This is a genomic window from Allobosea sp. FG18, assembly GCF_057809495.1.
Genome location: NZ_JBMDKB010000015.1, coordinates 113,697 through 132,881 on the forward strand (window position 1 = coordinate 113,697; position 19,185 = coordinate 132,881).

The following is a 19,185-nucleotide window of genomic DNA, read 5'->3' on the forward strand; positions in this document are numbered from 1 at the left end:
CCGGAACCCACGACTGGGCGAGACCTTCCAAACGCATGATCACAAGCTTTCACCCAGTCGTGGGTTCCGGGTTCGTGCCTGCGGCGCGCCCCGGAATGACAAAGGGCGAGGCTGTGGCATGACCTCCGCGATGCTCGTCTCCATCCTGATGACCCTGATCGCGGCCTCGACGCCGCTGCTACTGGCCGCGCTGGGCGAGCTCATCGCCGAAAAGGCGGGTGTGCTCAATCTCGGGGTCGAAGGCATGATGCTCTGCGGCGCCGTCGCGGGCTTCGCCGTTGCCTTCTCGACCGGCAGCACCGGCATCGGCCTCGTCGCGGCCGCCTTCGCCGGCGTCGCCGCCTCGATGATCTTCGCCGTTCTCGCGCTCTCGCTGATGGCCAATCAGGTCGCAACGGGGCTGGCGCTAACGATCTTCGGCATCGGCGCGTCGTCGCTGATCGGGGCGGGCTTCGTCGGGCGCACGATCGCGCGGCTCCAGCCGGTCTTTCCGGCGGCGTTGTCGGAGCATCCGATCCTGCGCGTGATCTTCGGCCACGACATCCTCGTCTATCTCTCGCTCGCCCTCGTCGCAGGGGTGAGCTGGTTCCTGCGCCGGACGCGGCCGGGGTTGATCCTGCGCGCGGTCGGCGAGAACGACGCCTCCGCCCATGCGATCGGCTATCCGGTGGTCGCGATCCGCTATGCGGCAGTCGCCTTCGGCGGTGCGCTGGCCGGGCTCGGTGGCGCCTATTTCTCGCTGGCGCTGACGCCGATGTGGGCGGATCGCCTGACCGCGGGCCGCGGCTGGATCGCGCTCGCCCTCGTCGTGTTCTCGGCCTGGAAGCCGGGGCGCCTGTTGCTCGGGGCCTATCTCTTCGGTGCCGTGATGACGCTCGAATTGCAGCTCAAGGCAGCCGGCGTCACCTGGCTCGCGCCGGAGGTGCTGGCGATGGCCCCCTACCTTGCGACCATTGCAGTTCTGACCATGATGTCGCTAGGACGGAAGACCGGCCGGCTCGACGCGCCCGCCTGCCTCGGCAAACCCTTCTCGGCGTCCTGACGCCGCAACTTACAACGGGGAGTTCTCGTAATGACCAGCATCATCACCCGCCGCCGGCTGACCTTCGGTGCGGCAGCCGCCTCCACCTTGCCGATCCTCGGCCGCGGCGCCTCGGCGCAGGCCCCGCTCGGCGTCGGCTTCGTCTATGTCGGCCCGATCGGCGACCACGGCTACACCTGGACGCATAATCAGGGCCGGCTCGCGCTGGAGAAGGAATACGGCGCCAAGATCAAGACGAGCTTCATCGAGAACGTCGCCGAGGGGCCGGACGCGGCGCGCGCCATCCGCCAGCTCGCCCAGGCCGGCAACCAGCTGATCTTCACGACTTCCTTCGGCTTCATGAACCCGACGATCCAGGTCGCCAAGCAGTTCCCGAAGATTTATTTCGAGCACGCCACCGGCTATATGCGCGCCGAGAACGTCGCGACCTACGATGCGCGCTTCTACGAGGGCCGCGCCGTGATCGGCACCATCGCCGGCCATATGTCGAAGACCGGCCAGGCGGGCTATGTCGCCTCCTTCCCGATCCCGGAAGTGGTGATGGGCATCAACGCCTTCCACCTCGCCGCCCGCAAGGTGAACCCGAACTTCAAGACCAAGGTCGTGTGGTGCTCGACCTGGTACGACCCCGCCAAGGAAGCCGACGCCGCCAAGGCGCTGATCGATCAGGGCGCCGACATGATCACCCAGCACACCGATTCCGCCGCCCCGCTCCAGGCGGCCGAGCAGCGCGGCGTCTTCGCCTTCGGCCAGGCCTCGGACATGAAGTCCTTCGCGCCGAAGGCCCATCTCTCGGCCATCGTCGACGACTGGTCGGGCTACTACATCAAGCGCGTCAAGGACGTGATGGACGGCAACTGGAAGAGCGGCGCCGTCTGGCACGGGCTCAAGGACGGCATGGTCAAGATCGCGCCGTATAACGACGCCGTCACGCCCGCCGCCCGCGCCGCCGCCGACGAGGTCACCAAGGGCATCATCGCCGGCACGCTCCATCCGTTCACCGGCGAGCTCAAGGACCAGAAGGGCGTGGTGCGCCTCAAGGCCGGTGAAAAGGCCAGCGACGAGATGCTCTCGAAGATGGACTGGTACGTCGACGGCATCCAGGCCTGATCTTCACGCCTTCGCTGCGGCGGCTCCCCGAGCCGCCGCAGCGATTCGCCGCCCCCGGCGCCTGACGAATGGTCAATTCGACCGCAGAAGCCTGTCATGGCTCTAAATCGGGCTCGTTCCCGCCTAAATCCGATGGAACGAAGCCGTTTCCTGTGCGTATCTACCGCCGCGGGCATCGTCTTTCCGCGTTAGCCGTGGCAACTGCGTGAGTTGCGCGCCGCGAATGGCACCCATGTGTCGCGGTCGCTCGTGTCGGAAACGGGCATGAACGGCCGTCATCCTGCACGCGACGCCTGAACCACCTTCTCAAGGAGGAATTCATGACCAAGAACGAACTGATCGCCGCCATCGCCGACGAGACCGGCAAGACCAAGGCCGACGTCTCGGCCATCCTGGCCTCGCTCGGCGCGACCGTCGCCAAGACCCTGAAGAAGGGCGACGACGTCACTCTCGGCGGCATCGGCAAGCTCTCTGCTGCCAAGCGTGAAGCCCGCGAGGCCCGCAACCCCTCGACCGGCGCAACCATCAAGGTGCCCGCCAAGACCGTCGTGAAGTTCAAGGTCACCAAGGACCTCGCCGACGCGGTGGCGTAAGGCCATCATCGGGATCGAGCGGCGTTCGCGCCTGAAACGCGGACGCTGCTTGACCCGGCGCCCCATGCCCACACATTAGCGGCATGTTCCTTCGCCTCTTCACCGATCTGCGCGCCGCCAAGGTCCCCGTGACCCTGCGCGAATATCTGACGCTGCTCGAAGGGGTGGAGGCCGATCTCGCCGAGCACCGCGTCGACGAGTTCTATTATCTCGCCCGCGCCACGCTGGTGAAGGACGAGCGCCATCTCGACAAGTTCGACCGCGTCTTCGCCCAGGTCTTCAAGGGCATGGAGACGCTGCAGCAGGCGATCGAGGAATCCGGCATTCCCGAGGAATGGCTGCGCAAGCTCGCCGAAAAATTCCTGACCGACGAAGAGAAGGCCCAGATCGATGCGATGGGCTGGGAGAAGCTCTGGGAGACGCTGAAGCAGCGCCTGGAAGAGCAGAAGGGCCGCCATCAGGGCGGCAATAAATGGATCGGCACCGCCGGCACCTCGCCCTATGGCGCCTATGGCTACAATCCCGAAGGCATCCGCATCGGCCAGGACAAGAACCGTAATTTCCGCGCGGTGAAGGTCTGGGACAAGCGTGAGTTCAAGGATTTCGACGATACGCGCGAGCTCGGCGTGCGCAACATGCGGATCGCGCTTCGGCGCCTGCGCCGCTTCGCCCGCACCGGCGCAGCCGAAGAACTCGACCTCGACACCACGATTTCAGAGACGGCCAAGCACGGTTATCTCGACGTCCAGCTTCGGCCCGAGCGCCGCAACGCCGTGAAGGTGCTGCTCTTCCTCGATGTCGGCGGGTCGATGGACTGGCATATCGAGCTGGCCGAGGAGCTGTTCTCGGCGGCACGGGCCGAGTTCAAGCATTTCGAGCATTTCTACTTCCACAACTGCCCTTATGAGCGGGTCTGGAAGGAGAACCGTCGGCGCCACGACCAGCAGATCGCGACCTGGGACGTGCTCCGGACCTACCCCTCCGACTATCGCCTCGTCTTCATCGGCGACGCCTCGATGAGCCCCTACGAGATCGCAATGCCCGGCGGCTCGGTCGAGCATTGGAACGAGGAAGCCGGCGAGGTCTGGATGGAGCGATTGGCGACCAAATTCCCGAAATCCGTCTGGCTCAACCCCGTGCAGCAAAACCTGTGGAACTACACCCAGTCGATCCGCCAGATCGGCGGCCTGATGGGCGGGCGCATGTTCCCGCTGACGCTCGACGGGCTCGATGGCGCGATGAAGGTTCTGGCACGGTGATCAATACTGTCATGAACGAAGACGACGACGGCCCTGCCCCGAGCTGGCGCCAGCGCCCGAAGCCCGTCGGCTTCGAGATCGCCTACAAGCTGGAGGGCGACACGCTCGAGGTCGACCGGACCCGCCGGGTCGACAGCATCCGCTTGAGCGCGGTCGAGCAGGTGCGCTTCGTCTATGCGCCCGGCAACATCTCGTCGAAGGGCTACAAGACACAGCTTCGGCTCAGCGACGGCCGGACCGTGACCTTCGGCAACCTGTCCTGGCGCTCACTGACCGATCTCGACCGCGACGATCCGCGCTATCACCGCTTCGTCACGGCCCTGGCGGCCGCGATCGCGCGGGCCAATCCCAAAGCCCGCTTCATCGCCGGGCGACCGAAGCCGATCTGGCTTGGCGTCGCCGCAGTCGGTGCACTCTCGCTCCTGATGCTGACGGCCTTCACGCTGCGCGCCTTCCAGCAGGGCGCGACCAATGCCGGCCTGCTTGGCGTACTGCTGATCGCCGCCTCGTTCTGGCAGGTCTGGCCTCTGGTCAGCCTCAACCGGCCGCGCGAACTCGCGACCGGCGAGGTGCCCGACAGCCTCGTCCCGGGCGGGACGGGCTGAGGATCAGCGGACGACCAGCACCGAGCATTTTGCCCGGCGCACGATGGCCGAGGCGTTCGAGCCGATGACATAGGCCAGCATGCCGGGCTCGTGCGAGCCGATGACGATGAGGTCGATGCCGCCGGCATCGGCCTCCGCCAGCACCTCGCCATGGACGGAGCCGATCAGCACCTTGGCCGAGACCTGCTCGGCCGGGAGATCGATCTTCGCCGCGATCTCGGCGAGCTTCGCCTCGGCGTCCTCCTGCTGCTCGGTATCGAAATCCGCCGGCACGAATTCCATATAGGTGATCGGAATGAGCGAGCGGACATAAACAAGCCGTACTCGTCCACCCGAAATCTTGGCGAAGGATACGGCTGCCGCGATCGCCGGCTGGGCGAGTTCGGCCTCGGCGAGATCTACGGGGACCATGATCGATCTGTACATCGCATCCTCCTAGGCTAGTTATGCAACCACTATGGAGTTTGCCAGTAAGCGCGCCATGATCCAGCGCAAAATGCGGGATGCGGCGCAGCGACGCGCTCCTTCCCGTATCCTCGGCCTTTCCGTCATTGCGAGCGCAGCGACGAAGCAATGACGTGAAAGCCGTCGGAAAGCGCTTCAGCCCTGGCGCGCCGGGGTACGGACGACGAGCCCATCGAGGTCGTCGCGGATGCGGATCTGGCAGGAGAGGCGCGAGCTGGGGCGGACATCGAAGGCGAAGTCCAGCATGTCCTCTTCCATATGCTCGGCAGGGCCGACGGCCGCGGTCCAGGCATCGTCGACATAGACATGGCAGGTCGCGCAGGCGCAGGCGCCGCCGCATTCCGCCTCGATGCCGGGGATCGCGTTGCGGATTGCCGTCTCCATCACGGTCGAGCCGGTTTCGGCCTCGACGGTGCGGCTCTCGCCCTGAGCGTCGATGAAGGTGATATTGGGCATGAAGGACTCCGGCGGCGCGATGACGGCCTCCGCTTAGAGCATTTCAAAGCGGCACGGAACGGGGTTTCGCGCCGCAGCCCTCCGCTCAGGCGGCGCAATCGAAGCGCGCGATGACCGCCCTCGCCTCGGCCGCAGCCAGTGCGAGCGCATCGAGCGCGCTCTCGCTCGCCTTCTGCTCCGGCCCGGCAAGGCCCTCCTCGATCCGGTCGGCCGCCTCGGCGACCTGCCAGGCACCGACGGCGCGGGCCGCGCCCTTCAGGGTGTGGGCCGCATCCATCCGCGCCTGCCGGTCCGCGCTGCCGTGGAGGGCGCGCAGATGGACGACACATTGCTGGGCGAAAAGCGTGAGCAATTCGCGCTCAAGCTCATGATCTCCGGCGGTCTGGCGAGAAAGATAGGCGAAATCGATGGCCTTCTCGGTCATGTCGGGAACTCTTGGAAACTGGTCATCAAATGGCCGCATCGGCCGGTCTCTTGCCCTTCAGGAAGCGCCCGGATGGTAAACGAGGCGTTAACGACGTTTGTGAATCGCGCAGTCAAATGGGTTTCCAAGGGTCCAGGGGTCCACTACCCTTCCAATTGGTAAATGATGGGCGCAGTGTCTCCGTTCACCCGGCCAGAGGCGGCATGGGGCGGCGGAGATCACCGTATGCGCCCATGTTCAGTAGCGTGGCGAGGCGGCAACGATGAATCGACCCAAGAAGCTCCAGGACCCCACTGAAGCTGCGATGTCGGCGATCGAAGAGGCGCTCCGCCTTGACCAGCCCAAGGACGGCACTGACACGCCTGTCGAGACCGAGCCCCGGCTGCCCACGACCAGCGAGAACGACCTGAAGCTCGAACTGCCGCGCGTCGAGCCGGCCCCGGCGTCGCCTCCGCCGGTTCCTGCTGCCCCCGCCCAGCAGCAGCCTGCGCCGCCGCGCGCCGCGATCGCGCCCGATACCAGCCGCGTCGCCAATGACGACCGCCGGGATTCCAGCTCGCTCGTCCAGGCCTTCGCCGTGCGCCCCTCAAGCAGGCCCTACTGGTTCGCCGCGCTCGCCTCGCTCGCCTGGCTCGGTGGAGCCGCCTTCGTCCTGCTCGGCCGCTACGGCTCGTTCAGCAACGGCCTGCCCGAGCCCGTCGCCAGCTTCGGCATCGGCGAATGGACCTTGCTCGCGCTCTCGATCGGCGCGCCGGTCGTGTTCTTCTTCGTCCTGGCGGCGCTCTATCGCCGCACCCAGGAAATGCGCCTGATCTCGCGCGCCATGACCGAGGTCGCGCTGCGTCTGGCCGAGCCCGAGGTCGCAGGGGCGGATTCCGTCCTCTCCCTCAGCCAAACCATCCGCCGCGAGGTCGCCGCCATGGGCGACGGCATCGAACGCGCGGTCGCACGCGCCGGCGAGCTTGAAACCATCGTGCGCGGCGAGATTTCGACGCTGGAGCGCGCCTATGCCGACAATGAGATCCGCCTTCGCTCGCTGATCGACGAACTCGTCACCCAGCGCGAGGCCGTGGTCGGCAATGCCGAGCGCGTCAAGCTCGCTATCAGCGGCGCCCATGACGGGCTCGCCAAGGACCTCGACAGCGCCAGCCGCACCATTGCGGAAGCTGTCTCGCAGGCCGGCGACCGCGTCACCGGCTCGCTCGGCGCCAAGGGCGACCAGATCACGCAGGCGCTCGGCCGCGCCGGCGAGAAGATGATCGAGGAGATCAGCGGCCGCAGCCACGACCTCGTCGAGCGCCTTCAGATCACCTCCGGCGAAGTCTCCGAGCGCCTGGCCGGCGCCAGCGGCAACCTGTCGGACATGCTCGACGGCCGCGCCAAGGAAATCGCAAGCTCGCTGGAACGCACCGGCGCGGTCCTGACCGAAGGCCTGACCACCGGCGCCCAGGACGTCACCCGCGCCATCAGCGAGACCGGCAACCAGGTCGCCGAGACGCTGACCGGCCGCGTCGAGACCGTCAACGAACTGCTCAAGAATACCGGCGAGACCCTCGCTCGCGACATCTCCGCGCGTGGCACGGAAGCGGCCGAGCGCTTCGAGGTCAGCAGCCGCAACATGGTCGCGCTGATCGAGAGCCAGAGCGAGGCCCTGCAGGCGCGCCTGGCGGAATCCGGCGAAGCGCTGCGCAGCGCCCTCTCCGACGAGGGCGAGAGCGTCACGACGCGCCTCGCCGAGGTCGGGCGCGGGGTCAACAGCCTGCTCAACCGCCAGAACGAAGCCATCGCCAACCGCCTCACCGAGGTCGGCGAGAGCGTCCACGGCCTCATCGGCACGCATGGCGACACGCTGGTCAATCGCCTCAACGACACCGCCCGCACCGTCGACGACGTGCTGCGCGAGCGCAGCGAAGCGATCATCCTGCGCGTTACCGACGCCAGCCAGTCCCTCAGCGAGTCCGTCGCGCAGCATGGCGACACCCTCACCGGCCGCATCACCGATGTCGCGGGCCAGGTGAACGGACTCTTCACCGAGCAGGGCAGCAAGCTCGTCGACCGCCTCAACGAAACCGGCCAGACCGTCCATACCCTGCTCGACCAGCAGGCCGAGAAGCTCGTCGACCGCGTCTCCAGCGCCGGCAGCGAGCTCGCCGACCTCGTCGGCCAGCAGAGCGACAGCGTCGTCGGCCGCGTGTCGGAGGCCAGCACCGAGCTGGCCCGCGTCCTGGCGGAGCGCAGCGAAGCAGCCGTCGCCAGCGTCTCCGGCGCCAGCAACGACCTTGCCCGCCTGATGGGCGAACAAAGCGACGCGACCGTCGCGCGCGTCTCCAATGCCGGCGTCGATGTCGCCAAGCTCCTCTCGGAGCGTAGCGAAGCCCTGGTCGCCAGTGTCTCCGGCGCGGTCAACACCGTCGAAACCCGCCTGCGCGACGAAAGCGAACTGCTCGTCAGCCGCCTGACTCAGGCCGGGCAGGATGTCAGCGCCGTCGTCGGCAGCGAGAGCGAACGCCTGATCTCCGGCCTCTCCGATACCGGCATGCGCGTCAGCGCCCTGCTCGAGGAGCAGGCCGGCGCGATGACCGTGAAGGTTTCGCAGGCCGGACTCGAGATCAAGGACCTGCTCGGCAGCGAGAGCCAGGCGCTGGCCAGCCGCGTCGCCGATGTCGGCCGCTCGGTGCACGGCATCCTGGCGGAGCGCTCGAACGCGCTGATCACCCGCCTCGCCGAGACCGGCGCCGGCATCGACCAGCAGCTCGACGAGCGCGGCGCCGTTCTGGCGTCCCGCATCACCGGCAGCATCGAAGCCGCCCAGAACGCGCTCGAGCAGCAGCAGACGGGTTTCCTCGCCAGCATCAGCGAGACCGGGGAGAAGGTCGGCGCCCTGCTCGGCGAGCAGCGCGAGACGATGGTGCGCGATCTCGTCGACACTGGCCGCGAGGTCCACACCCTGCTCGGCGAGCAGAGCGAGGATCTGGCACGCCGCATGACCGAGGCGACCCGTACCCTCACCGAGACGATCAATGTCGACGGTCGCCATGTCGCCGACCGCGTCTCCGAAGCGACGCAAGGGTTGCGCGACACCTTCACCGTCCATGCCGAGGAGGCGCGCACCATGCTCGCCGGCACCGGCCGCGAGATCGTGATGGCGCTGACCCAGCAGGGCGGGCGTGTCAACGAGGCGCTCTCGGCTAATGCCGAGTCGATGCTGCGTTCGGTCGAAGGCCGTGCGCAGGCGCTGAACGAGGCACTGGCTCTGCGCCACGATGCGCTGACCAAGCTCTTCGACGAGCGAGGGCACGAGATCGAGGCCGCGCTCGGCGGGCGTCTTGCAGCGTTCTCGACGCTGTTCGATACGCAGGGCCGCGACGTCGAGACCGCGCTCGCCGCGCGCCTTGGCGCGTTCGAGGACCTCATCGTCGTCCAGGGCGGCATGCTGACCGCCAAGATCTCCGGCGATGCGCAACAGCTCACGGCCGCGCTCCATACCGGCATCGCGCAGGTCGAGAAGCTGATCTCCGAAGACAGCGTCATGCTGGCTGACAAGGCCGGAACGCGCGCGCTGGAAGCGGCCGAGCTCCTCGCCAACCGCACCCGCGAGGCGGCGGAGGCGATGGAGAGCCAGATCAAGCTGTTCGAAGACCGCTCGGGCACCAAGAGCGCCGAGATCGCCGGCACGCTCGACAGCCTGATCGCCCGCATCGACGGCAGCCTCGGCTCGCGCGCCACAGCCCTCAACGAGGCGCTGGTCGAGCGCACGGTCGACATCGCCCGCGTGCTGGCCGAAGGCGGACGCGAGGTTACCAAGGCGCTTGCCGCCAAGGCCGACGAGATCGGCGAGGTCGTCACCTCCAAGAGCGAGTCGCTCACCCGCACGCTCAGCGACAAGGCCGACACGATCAACGCGACGCTCGGCGGCCGCGCCCTCCAGATCGCCGACACGCTCGACCAGAGCGTCGCGCGCTTCGAGGAGCGCGTCGTCGGCCGGCTCGACACGGTGTCTCACACCCTCGACACGCGCGGCGACGAGATCGCCGCCACGCTGCAGGGTCGTTCGGAGGCCATCGCTACGGTGCTGGCCGAGCGGGCGCAGGAATTGCGCGCGCTGTTCGACGACCAGGGCGGCGGCATGGTCTCGGCGCTCGCCGGCCAGAGCGAGGCGATCGCCGCCGCGCTCACCGAGCGCGCCGAGCAGCTGCGCACGCTGTTCGACGATCGCGGTCTCGGCATCGTCGCGGCGCTCGGCCGTCGCGGCGACGCCATCTCGGGTGCGCTCGATCAGCGCGCCGAGCAACTGCGCGCGATCTTCGAGGGCCAGGGCGCCGGCATCGTCACCGCGTTGGAACGCCAGGGCACCGCGATCGCCAATTCGCTGGACGAGCGGACCGATGCCATGCGCGCCGCCTTCGACGCCAAGGGCCACGGCCTCGTCGAACTCATCGACCGCCGGGGCGAGACCCTCACCCAGTCGCTCGACGAGCGGGTGGAGACCCTGCGCGCCGTGTTCGACGCCAAGGGCAACGGCGCCGTCGAGGCGCTGAACGAGCGCGGCGAGGCTCTCGCCGCCGAGTTCGCCACGGTCGGCGAGACGGTGGTGCGCGCGCTCGAAAGCCGCGGCAACGCCATCGTCGCCGGCCTGCGCGATCGCGGCGCGGTCATCGCCAACGCGGTCGAGGCTTCCTCCAACGCGCTGCGCGAGACGCTCGAGGCCGGCTCGCGCCAGTCGATCGAGGCGCTGGTCGGCACCAACGAGCAGCTGCGCGAGGAGCTCGGCGGCATGCTCGGACGCCTCGGCGAGGCCAACAAGCTGATGCAGCAGATCGTCAACGGCGCGAACAAGAACCTCGCCGCCGTCGAGAACAGCCTGTCGACCCGCGTCGGCGAATTGCAGACTGTGATCGGCACCGTGATGGCGGAGGCCGGCTCGGCCTCGCAGCAGGTCACGGCGCAGATCGCCGAGCTGAAGAGCTTCTCGGAAGGCACGTTGCGCGAGACGACCGCACTGATCGGCCAGCTCGACGATCGCGGCACCTCGCTCAACGAGGTGACCCAGGCCAGCAGCGCGGCGCTCAACGCCGTCGCCGGCAGGCTGGAGCAGATCGAGGGCCGCGTCGGCAAGGCGCTGGCCGAGCGCCGCGATGCGCTGGAGCAGCTGCACGGGCTGATCGCCAACCGCACCGACGATGTCGAGTCGATCACCCGCTCCTTCGCCGCGCTGATCGACGACTCGCTCAGCACGGCCGAGGCCCGCGCCCGCCAGATCGGCACTGTCCTGTCCGACTCGGCGGAATCGACGACGAACGCGATCGCCCAGCAGTTCGAGACGATCCGTTCGGCCACCGGCCAGGAGCGCGAGCGCACGGCGGAAGCCCTGCGCGCGGCCTATGCCCAGGTCTCGACCGAGATCGGCGGCGAGATCACCAAGGTGACCGAGCGCTTCCAGAAGGCGGCGCAGGACATGCGCGGCATCACCGGCGACATCCAGCGCGAGCTGGAAGCCACCCGCGCCGAACTGAAGCGCGGCGTGCTCGAACTGCCGGCGGAAGCCCAGGAATCGACCTCGGCCATGCGCCGGGTCGTGGCCGAGCAGATCAAGGCACTGAACGATCTCACCGAGATCGTGACGCGGTCCGGCCGCCGCGGCGACGTCTCGCTGCCGATCGACCATGTTGCCAGCCGGCGCCCGGTCGCGGCTGCCGCCGCCCCTGCCCCGGTTGCCCCGGCACGGCCCGCCCAGGCGTTCACGCCGGCTCCGCAGCCTGCGCCCGTCGCGGAGGAGCCGCTGCTGCGGCCGTCCATCGATGCGGCGAGCGAGCCCGCGCAACCCGCCGTGCCGCGCGCGACCGTCCGGATCGAGACCGCGACCGCGCCGACCCGCCCGGCCACGGTGCAGGAGGCCCCGCGCCGCCAGCCGGAGCCGGCCCAGCAGCAGCCGGCGAAGGCTGGCTGGCTCTCGGACCTGCTGACCCGCGCCTCGCGCGAGGACAAGCAGCCGGAGCCGAGCAAGCCGACGTCCCATTCGATCGAGAAGCTCGACTCGCTCTCCGTCGACATCGCGCGGATGATCGACCATGACGCGGCCGTGGAACTGTGGGATCGCTACAAGCGCGGCGAGCGCAACGTCTTCACCCGCCGGCTCTACACGCTGCAGGGCCAGCAGACCTTCGACGAGATGCGCCGCAAGTATCGCCGCGACGCCGAATTCAAGGACACGGTCGACCGCTATATCGAGGAGTTCGAGCGCCTGCTCGGCGAAGCCGCCAAGGACGACCGCGACTCGATGGTGGCCAAGACCTACCTGACCTCGGAGACCGGCAAGGTCTACACGATGCTCGCCCACGCCAGCGGGCGCTTCGAGTAAGCACGCAGCTTCCAGCAACTGAGACGCGAAGGGCCGCCCGAGAGGGCGGCCTTTCCGTTACAGGTTGCTGCACCGGGGCCGGCTACGTGCCTGGGGCGCGCTGATTTCCCATGGTAACTCGGGTCATCCCGGCCGGAGCGAAGCGAAGAGCCGGGATCCATGCCTGAACCTTGATCGGAATCGTTCCGGCATGGATCCCGGGTCAAGCCCGGGATGACGGCGTGGTTCCGTCTCAAACCAGCACGCTCTAAGCCCCCGCCCGGAAGCGCGCCTCGCCCCGGCTCACGAAGCAGCTCCTGTCGAACAGCGAGAGGTCGAGCGGATTGGGCAACCGCACATCCGCGATCTCGGGGAATGGCTTGCCAAAACCCTCATAGGCGCGGTCGATCTGCGAGATGAAGACGAGGATCAAACCCTTATCTCGCGCAAAGGCTCTCAGCGCTCTCACTTGCAGCTCCAGTTCCGGCGTGTCGCGGCGCTGGTCGAGCAGCTGCAGGTAATCGATGACCGCGACGGTGCCGCGCGGCGCACCTGCCAGCCTTGCGACGATATAGTCGGCGCTGATGGCATCGGAACAGTCGCAGTCGAACAAGCCAGCGAAGTCATTCGGCTCGATGTCGATCGCCCGCAGCCGGGACAGCACGTCGGCTGGCCTGTATTCAAGCGTGAGGAAGACGCCCCGGCGCCCGGCCCGCATGGCTTCCGCCAGAAGCGCAAGGCTCGCCAAGGTCTTGCCCTGCCCCGGCCGCCCGGCGACCAGGGCGAGATCCCCCAGCTCCAGCAGGGACCAAAAGGCGCGAACCGATGTCATTCCCGGCTGCTTTGCCGTGAGCAGGCTCCAGCTGCGATAGCCTTCCTCTGCCGCGATGCGATCGAGTGCGGCGTGCAACGGTATGCGTTCCGCCCGGCTCATAAGCCTGGCCTTGCGCTTCAACTGATGGATCGGGGCCGACAAACTCATGACGTGAACCTCCTATCGCGAGCAGCTGGCGCAATCCCTCCTCATGCGTGATGCCCGGACAGTCGGTCATGTCGTCGGAATGCCCTGCATGATGATGCTTCCCCGGCTGGAGGGGGGAGGCTCGGGCCGAGCCAGAATCACAGCCTAGCGCAGCCGCGGGCCGAAGAAAATCACCAGCGACAGCCGGACGCGCTCAGCGCGCCCAGCGCACGATCTCGACCAGCACTTGCGACAGCGCCCGGTCGAGCGCCTGGGTTGCCCCCGGTCCGTCGACCGCGCCGGCCGGCACACGCGCCGCGAACAGGCGCGCCCGCTGGATCTGTCCGGTCCGGTCGCCGACGATCCGGGCAGTGATCTCGACCACCGCCGTGCTCGTCGCCGCATCGATGTTGAAGCTGCGGATATTGGTGTTGAGCTGCACGTCGGGGGAGATGCGCTGCCCCGGACCGGAGACCGAGCCGACCCGGCCGGCATTCTCGAAGGTCTGGATCAGGCGGGCCTGCACCAGCGCCGGAACCCGGTCCGCCCATTGCGCGCCGCCGACGAAGGAGAGCGCGCCGCTCGAATCCCGGACGATGACGCGATCGGAATCGAGCGCCTGGACCGCCGTCGGCTCGGCCACGACCATGATGGCGCGCGAACCGCCGACCTTACCGAGCCCGCCGGGTGCCGAGAGATCGAAGGTGGTCGGCGTCGCTCCGCCGCCGCAGCCGGCAAGCAGCGCGGCCACGGCTAGGACGGGGAGGAAGCGGCGAGCCCGGCGGGCCGGAGGAAGCTGAACCTCGGTCGTCATGGGCTAGCGGGATCCGTTGTACTGGGGAAGCGGCGGCTTGCCGCCGAAAATGAACTGCTGCGGGTTGCGTTCGAAATTCCGCAAGGTGCGGTTGAGTTCCGTCAAGGTCCTCTTGCCATCCGATGCCAGCGACTCGACATCGCGCAGGCCCGGCCCGGTGAAGCGGCTGATGCCGGCGGTGATCTCGGCCGTGCGCTTGTCGAGATTATCGGCCAGCGTCCGGATCGACTTGGCGGCGTCGGCCACCTCCTGGAAGGCGGTGCGGCCATCGGGACCCGATCCGGATTCAAGGAAGCCCGTAGCGGCCTTCAGCACGCCTTCGATCTGGTCTGCCGCCTTGTCCAGCTTGGCCGTAATCGAAGCTGCGTCCTTGACTGCCTTGGCGACATCGGCACTCGAGCCGCCGAGCGCGCCGGTGAACTTGTCGACATTGTCGACGATGCTGGCGATCCGGTTGCGATCGACCGAACGCACCACCGCGGTCAGCTCCTCGCTCAGCGATTGCAGCTTCTGCGAAAGCGGCTGGATCGTCTCGGCAATGCTGCCGAAACTTGCCATCAGCTTGTCGATGCCATCGGCATTGTTGCCGAGCGCCTGCGAGAACTTCTCGACATTGCGGACGGTGTTGTTGATCGGCGTGGCGTTCTGCTTGATCAGCCCATCGAGCGAGGTGAGCATGCCATCTGCCTTCTGCGCGACGTTGCGCACGGTCTCGATGATGTCCTGCAGCTCCGAGCGCTCGGCGATGATCGTCGGCATCGGCTCGCCGGGCTTGGCCTTCAGGACCGGCGCCGTGGGATCGCCGCCGATGAGCTGGAGCGCGACCACGCCGGCCAGGCCCTGAGCCTCGATGCGCGCGCGCGTGTCCTCGCGCAAGGGCGTCGTGTTGGCGACCTGGATTACGGCGTAGATGCGGCGCGGGTCGTCCGGCTGGAGTTCGATATTGGTGACCTCGCCGACGCGCAGGCCGTTGAACAGCACACTTGATCCGCGGCCAAGCCCGGTCACCGTGCCGGTGAAGATGACGCGGATATTCTCCTTGCTTCCCGCCCCACCACTGTTGAACCAGTAGACGAAGCCGAAAGCCGCCGCGAGGACCGCGAGCGTGAACAGACCGACGAGTGCATAATTGGCGCGCGATTCCATCGTCTAGCCGTTTTGTCCCTGCTCTCCCGCCGGCAGCCTGGCCATGGCGCGCTCCCCGCCGAAATAGGCCTTCAACCATGGATGGTCGGACGCCAGCATCGCCGCCAGCGGGCCGACCGCGATCACCTTCTTGTCCGCCAGAGCGGCGATTCGGTCGCAGGCATGATACAGGCTGTCGAGGTCGTGGGTTACCATGAAGACGGTGAGGCCCAGCGTCTGCTTCAGGGTCATGATCAGATCGTCGAATTCGGCGGCGCCGATCGGGTCCAGCCCCGATGTCGGCTCGTCCAGAAAGACGATCTCGGGGTCGAGCGCGAGCGCGCGGGCCAGAGCCGCCCGCTTGATCATGCCGCCAGAAAGCTCGGAAGGCGCCTTGTCGGCGGCGTCCCGCGGCAGGCCGACCAGATCGAGCTTCACCATCGCCAGTTCGTCGAGCAGGTCCGGCGAGAGCTGGAGGTACTCGCGCATCGGCACCTGAATGTTCTGCTTCACGGTCAGGGCCGAGAACAGCGCGCCCTGCTGGAACATCACGCCGAAGCGCCGCTCGAGCACGCGGCGCTGCTGCAGGTTGAGATCGTCGACATCCTCGCCGAAGACCTCGATCGTGCCCCGCCGCTTGCGGACGAGGCCGAGGATCGTGCGCGTCAGCACCGACTTGCCCTGTCCGGAGCCCCCGACGAAGCCGAGGATCTCGCCGCGCATCACGTCGAGATCGAGCCCGTCCATGATCACCTTGTCGCCGAAGGCGACCTTGAGGTCACGGACGCGGATGACGGCCTCGGGTTCGCCGGGAGCCTGCGTCCGATGGTGAGGATGAGAAGCGTCCCGCAGCGTCATCGTCAGAACTCGATCGAGGCGAAGAATATGGCGAAGAGCCCGTCGACGACGATGACCATGAAGATCGCCTTCACCACAGAGGCTGTGACCTGCCGGCCGAGTGATTCCGCCGAGCCCTTGACCGCGAGCCCCTCGATCGAGGCGATCAGCCCGATCACGAAGGCCATGAAGGGCGCCTTGATCAGGCCAACGGCGAAATGCTTCCAGGTGATGACCGATTGCAGGCGGGCGAGGAAAGTGTCGACGCCGATGCCGCCGTAGAGCCACGACACGAGCCCGGCTCCGACCAGCCCGGCCATCGCCGAGATGAAGGTCAGGATCGGCAGCGAGATGATGAGCGCGAGGATGCGCGGCACCACCAGAACCTCGATCGGATCGAGGCCCATCACGCGCAGCGCATCGATCTCCTCGCGCATCTTCATCGAACCGATCTCGGCGGTGAAGGCCGAGCCCGAGCGGCCGGCGATCATGATCGAGGTCAGCAACACCGCGAGTTCGCGCAGGATCAGGATGCCGGTCAGGTTCACCACGAAGGCGGAGGCGCCGAATTGCTGAAGCTGGAAGATGCCCTGCTGCGCGACGATGCAGCCGACCAGGAACGAGATCAGCATGATGATCGGCGCGCCGTTGAAGGCGATCAGCTCGATCTGGTTGATCAGCGACGGCCCCCGGAACTTGCGCGGGCCGAGCACGACACTGACCGAGCCGACCACGACCTCGCCGAGGAACATGGCACCGCCGACCATGTCGCGGCCGAAACGCACGACGCCCTCCCCGATATCGACGAGGATGTCGACGACACCGACATGCCGATGCGGCTTCGGCGGATCGTCGTCATGGACCTGGACTTCGGCCAGGAGGATGCCGTGCTCCGGCCTGCTGCTGACGAGTTCGATTTCGACGCCGTCACGCTCCTGCCGGGCCTTCAGGCGGTTGAGGACATAGGCGCCGAGCGTATCGAGCCGCGTCACGTCGGAGAGATCGATCCGGGCGCCGGAGGTTGCAGGGAGGCGCTCGGTGATCTCGCCGATCAGCTCCTCGATGCGCGGGGCGCGGTCGGCGCTCCATGAGCCCGAGAGCGCCACCGCGAGCGCGCCCGCGTCATCGCGGATAGTCGCCTGCGGTTCGGCGTAATCGAGGCTCGCCATATCGCCGTGAGGTCCTTGTTCCCCTGGCCGAAACGGCCATGCAGCCTTTGCGCGACCGCGTATCGCGGGCCACACCAGCCTCCACCCCTGCCCTGTATTGCCGTGCTGCGCGAGCTTGGCAAGTTTCGGGCAATCCAGTGCTTTCCGCTGCGCCGCCAATGCCGCGAAAGGCTCGGGAACCGCGCCTTCTCCGGCGATTTGTTCCAGTTCGGGGCGAAAGCAGCAATTCCTTAAGAAACCGCAAGGCAGGCTCGGATTGTAACGTCACGACCGCCTCCTGATTCGGCCGGTCCTTTCGAAGGCAGATTCGTCATGGGCGACGCGCGCTCGCTGACACCGCTGAGCCAGGCCGACTACGTGGCGATCGAAGCCGCGGTGATGGAAACGGCGCGCGGTCGCTGGTTCATGGTCGAGTACACCAAGCGCAACCGGCAGGCGGACACGCTGCAACTGCTCGGCGCCATCCAGAGGATCGAACGGGTCGTCGGCCTCGGCGTGCAGGAGACCAGCCGGGAAGCCAATCTGATCGAGGCAGCCGCGCTGATCAGCGACCTGCGCACGGATCTCGAACGCATCAGCGGCAAGGCCGAAGCGCGCTCGTCCGGGCTCGCCGCCCAGATCGAGAAGGCCGCCGGCTCCGTGCTCGCCGCGACCGAGGGCATCCAGGAGGTCGCCTGGGCGCTGCGCGAAACCGGAGCGGATACGGAAGCCTGCGATGCGCTCGATCACCGTGCCGCCGATATCTCGACGGCGATCGGGGTGGTCGACAGCGTGGTCCAGCGCATCGACAAGATCGCCGACACCATCGCGATGCTGGATTCCAGCCTGCGGGCCTTCGGCGAGGTTTCGCGCGAGAGCAGCGTGAACTTCGAGTCGATGGCTGCGATGACGGTGCCGCCTCCCTCCGCCGCGCCGCGCCACTACGACGATCTCGACATCGCGACCGACGGCCAAGAGCCGGTTCCTCTGGAATTCAAGGACGCCGCCTCCGAAGCGCGTTTCGCGACCGTCCACCTGCTCGACGACGATATCGTGTTCGACGAAGCCGATGCCGCACTGCCGGAGCCCGCGCGCCTGGGTGCGAGCCCCTCGGAAACGGCCTTGCGCGAGATCGACGCGCTGCCGGCCGAGCGCAAGCTCGCCTATTTCGTCTAGCTTCGCCGGGCGGGCCGCTCAGTTCTCGCGGCGGATGGCGCTTTCGTGCCAGCGGTGCAGCAGAAGATACGAGATCAGGCTGGTCGCCAGGAAGATCGCGATGCCTGACAGCGAGATCATCACCAGCGCCGCGAAGACACGCGGAATCTTGAGCTGGTAGCCTGCTTCCAGGATGCGATAGGCCAGCCCCGAAGCGCTGCCTCCGGTCCCTGCGACGAACTCCGCCACGACCGCGCCGATCAGCGCGAGGCCGCCCGAAATCTTCAAGCCAGCCAGAAAATAGGGCAGCGCCGCCGGCAGCTTGAGATAGCGCATCGTCTGCCAGCGCGAGGCCCCGTAAAGCTCGAACAGGTTGACGAGATTGTGATCAGCCGAGTTCAACCCGAGGATCGTGTTCGACAGAATCGGGAAGAAGGCGACGATCCAGGCACAGATCAGGAGCGACAGGTCGATGTCGTTGGCCCAGATGATGATCAGCGGGGCGATGGCGACGATCGGCGTGACCTGCAGGATGACGGCATAGGGCAAAAGCGCCATCTCCAGCCATTTCGACTGGCTGAACAGCACGGCGAGCGTCACGCCGACGACGACCGCGGCGGCCAACGCCATGAAGGTGATCTTCAAGGTGACCCAGAGCGAGCCCGAGAGCGTGCCCCAATCCGCGACCAGCGTCTGTCCGACGAGGATCGGCCCAGGCAGGACATAATGCGGGATCTCGTTCCAGCGAACGGCGAACTCCCAGAGCCCCAGCACAGCGACGCCGATGACCAGCGGCGCGAGGATGCGCGGCCAGACGCTGGCAGGCAGGCCGAGGATGCGGGTCTCGGCCATCA

General features: G+C 67.3%; 16 protein-coding genes. 7 read left to right on the forward strand and 9 right to left on the reverse strand.

Going from position 1 to position 19,185, the window contains the following annotated elements; translation table 11 throughout:
• The first annotated feature begins 118 nt into the window (after window positions 1–118).
• From ACODTJ_RS17405 to ACODTJ_RS17425, 5 genes are all read left to right on the forward strand, one after another.
• Complete coding sequence (locus ACODTJ_RS17405) at window positions 119–1,042, forward strand: ABC transporter permease (protein WP_454657710.1); 924 nt, start codon at window positions 119–121, stop codon at window positions 1,040–1,042.
• 30 nt (window positions 1,043–1,072) lie between these two features.
• Window positions 1,073–2,152 carry a BMP family ABC transporter substrate-binding protein gene (locus ACODTJ_RS17410; protein WP_454657711.1) on the forward strand — a complete coding sequence of 360 codons (1,080 nt, stop codon included), beginning with the start codon at window positions 1,073–1,075 and terminating at the stop codon, window positions 2,150–2,152.
• A 320-nt stretch (window positions 2,153–2,472) separates the two neighbouring features.
• A complete protein-coding gene (locus ACODTJ_RS17415; protein WP_055730639.1) occupies window positions 2,473–2,745 on the forward strand; it encodes an HU family DNA-binding protein in 273 nt (90 codons plus the stop codon).
• An 83-nt stretch (window positions 2,746–2,828) separates the two neighbouring features.
• Complete coding sequence (locus ACODTJ_RS17420; RefSeq protein ID WP_454657712.1) at window positions 2,829–4,004, forward strand: vWA domain-containing protein; 1,176 nt, start codon at window positions 2,829–2,831, stop codon at window positions 4,002–4,004.
• An 11-nt stretch (window positions 4,005–4,015) separates the two neighbouring features.
• Window positions 4,016–4,609, forward strand: a complete 594-nt coding sequence (locus ACODTJ_RS17425; RefSeq protein WP_454657713.1) for a hypothetical protein — start codon at window positions 4,016–4,018, stop codon at window positions 4,607–4,609.
• Window positions 4,610–4,612: 3 nt separating this feature from the next.
• On the opposite strand, the gene ACODTJ_RS17430 is transcribed toward ACODTJ_RS17425, so the two are convergent.
• From ACODTJ_RS17430 to ACODTJ_RS17440, 3 genes are all read right to left on the reverse strand, one after another.
• On the reverse strand, window positions 4,613–5,035 hold the full coding sequence (locus ACODTJ_RS17430) for a universal stress protein (protein ID WP_454657714.1): 423 nt from the start codon (window positions 5,033–5,035) through the stop codon (window positions 4,613–4,615).
• A 174-nt stretch (window positions 5,036–5,209) separates the two neighbouring features.
• Entirely contained in the window at window positions 5,210–5,530 is a 321-nt protein-coding gene (locus ACODTJ_RS17435; RefSeq protein ID WP_454657715.1) for a 2Fe-2S iron-sulfur cluster-binding protein, read from the reverse strand.
• A gap of 85 nt (window positions 5,531–5,615) precedes the next feature.
• Window positions 5,616–5,954: an Hpt domain-containing protein gene (locus ACODTJ_RS17440; protein ID WP_454657716.1), complete on the reverse strand. Its 339-nt coding sequence runs from the start codon at window positions 5,952–5,954 to the stop codon at window positions 5,616–5,618.
• A gap of 262 nt (window positions 5,955–6,216) precedes the next feature.
• Between ACODTJ_RS17440 and ACODTJ_RS17445 the strand changes: the two genes are divergently transcribed.
• Window positions 6,217–12,312 carry an apolipoprotein A-IV repeat region-like domain-containing protein gene (locus ACODTJ_RS17445; protein ID WP_454657717.1) on the forward strand — a complete coding sequence of 2,032 codons (6,096 nt, stop codon included), beginning with the start codon at window positions 6,217–6,219 and terminating at the stop codon, window positions 12,310–12,312.
• Window positions 12,313–12,559: 247 nt separating this feature from the next.
• Here the strand turns inward: ACODTJ_RS17445 and ACODTJ_RS17450 are convergent, their stop codons facing one another.
• The 5 genes from ACODTJ_RS17450 to ACODTJ_RS17470 all read right to left on the reverse strand — a co-directional run bounded on the left by ACODTJ_RS17450 (window position 12,560) and on the right by ACODTJ_RS17470 (window position 17,197).
• Window positions 12,560–13,273: a DNA helicase gene (locus tag ACODTJ_RS17450; protein ID WP_488849538.1), complete on the reverse strand. Its 714-nt coding sequence runs from the start codon at window positions 13,271–13,273 to the stop codon at window positions 12,560–12,562.
• A 193-nt stretch (window positions 13,274–13,466) separates the two neighbouring features.
• Window positions 13,467–14,066, reverse strand: coding sequence for an ABC-type transport auxiliary lipoprotein family protein (locus ACODTJ_RS17455; RefSeq protein WP_454657719.1), 600 nt, complete (start codon window positions 14,064–14,066; stop codon window positions 13,467–13,469).
• 3 nt (window positions 14,067–14,069) lie between these two features.
• Window positions 14,070–15,212 (reverse strand): MlaD family protein, encoded by a 1,143-nt coding sequence (locus ACODTJ_RS17460; protein ID WP_454657720.1) that lies wholly within the window; start codon window positions 15,210–15,212, stop codon window positions 14,070–14,072.
• Window positions 15,213–15,215: 3 nt separating this feature from the next.
• Window positions 15,216–16,049 carry an ABC transporter ATP-binding protein gene (locus ACODTJ_RS17465; RefSeq protein ID WP_454657721.1) on the reverse strand — a complete coding sequence of 278 codons (834 nt, stop codon included), beginning with the start codon at window positions 16,047–16,049 and terminating at the stop codon, window positions 15,216–15,218.
• 2 nt (window positions 16,050–16,051) lie between these two features.
• The gene (locus ACODTJ_RS17470; RefSeq protein ID WP_454657722.1) at window positions 16,052–17,197 is read right to left on the reverse strand and encodes an MlaE family lipid ABC transporter permease subunit; all 1,146 of its coding nucleotides are present in this window, start codon (window positions 17,195–17,197) and stop codon (window positions 16,052–16,054) included.
• Window positions 17,198–17,509: 312 nt separating this feature from the next.
• Between ACODTJ_RS17470 and ACODTJ_RS17475 the strand changes: the two genes are divergently transcribed.
• Window positions 17,510–18,352 (forward strand): hypothetical protein, encoded by an 843-nt coding sequence (locus ACODTJ_RS17475; protein WP_454657723.1) that lies wholly within the window; start codon window positions 17,510–17,512, stop codon window positions 18,350–18,352.
• 18 nt (window positions 18,353–18,370) lie between these two features.
• On the opposite strand, the gene ACODTJ_RS17480 is transcribed toward ACODTJ_RS17475, so the two are convergent.
• On the reverse strand, window positions 18,371–19,183 hold the full coding sequence (locus tag ACODTJ_RS17480; RefSeq protein ID WP_454659021.1) for an ABC transporter permease: 813 nt from the start codon (window positions 19,181–19,183) through the stop codon (window positions 18,371–18,373).
• Window positions 19,184–19,185 lie beyond the last annotated feature (2 nt).

Excerpts from the sequence above, each read along its gene's own strand:
- ACODTJ_RS17425 (WP_454657713.1), top strand. The coding sequence starts at position 4,016 with ATGAACGAAGACGACGACGGCCCTGCCCCGAGCTGGCGCCAGCGCCCG.
- ACODTJ_RS17420 (WP_454657712.1), top strand. The coding sequence starts at position 2,829 with ATGTTCCTTCGCCTCTTCACCGATCTGCGCGCCGCCAAGGTCCCCGTG.
- ACODTJ_RS17480 (WP_454659021.1), bottom strand. The coding sequence starts at position 19,183 with ATGGCCGAGACCCGCATCCTCGGCCTGCCTGCCAGCGTCTGGCCGCGC.
- ACODTJ_RS17435 (WP_454657715.1), bottom strand. The coding sequence starts at position 5,530 with ATGCCCAATATCACCTTCATCGACGCTCAGGGCGAGAGCCGCACCGTC.
- ACODTJ_RS17450 (WP_488849538.1), bottom strand. The coding sequence starts at position 13,273 with ATGAGTTTGTCGGCCCCGATCCATCAGTTGAAGCGCAAGGCCAGGCTT.
- ACODTJ_RS17475 (WP_454657723.1), top strand. The coding sequence starts at position 17,510 with ATGGGCGACGCGCGCTCGCTGACACCGCTGAGCCAGGCCGACTACGTG.
- ACODTJ_RS17440 (WP_454657716.1), bottom strand. The coding sequence starts at position 5,954 with ATGACCGAGAAGGCCATCGATTTCGCCTATCTTTCTCGCCAGACCGCC.
- ACODTJ_RS17430 (WP_454657714.1), bottom strand. The coding sequence starts at position 5,035 with ATGTACAGATCGATCATGGTCCCCGTAGATCTCGCCGAGGCCGAACTC.
- ACODTJ_RS17465 (WP_454657721.1), bottom strand. The coding sequence starts at position 16,049 with ATGACGCTGCGGGACGCTTCTCATCCTCACCATCGGACGCAGGCTCCC.
- ACODTJ_RS17460 (WP_454657720.1), bottom strand. The coding sequence starts at position 15,212 with ATGGAATCGCGCGCCAATTATGCACTCGTCGGTCTGTTCACGCTCGCG.
- ACODTJ_RS17405 (WP_454657710.1), top strand. The coding sequence starts at position 119 with ATGACCTCCGCGATGCTCGTCTCCATCCTGATGACCCTGATCGCGGCC.
- ACODTJ_RS17415 (WP_055730639.1), top strand. The coding sequence starts at position 2,473 with ATGACCAAGAACGAACTGATCGCCGCCATCGCCGACGAGACCGGCAAG.
- ACODTJ_RS17455 (WP_454657719.1), bottom strand. The coding sequence starts at position 14,066 with ATGACGACCGAGGTTCAGCTTCCTCCGGCCCGCCGGGCTCGCCGCTTC.
- ACODTJ_RS17410 (WP_454657711.1), top strand. The coding sequence starts at position 1,073 with ATGACCAGCATCATCACCCGCCGCCGGCTGACCTTCGGTGCGGCAGCC.
- ACODTJ_RS17445 (WP_454657717.1), top strand. The coding sequence starts at position 6,217 with ATGAATCGACCCAAGAAGCTCCAGGACCCCACTGAAGCTGCGATGTCG.
- ACODTJ_RS17470 (WP_454657722.1), bottom strand. The coding sequence starts at position 17,197 with ATGGCGAGCCTCGATTACGCCGAACCGCAGGCGACTATCCGCGATGAC.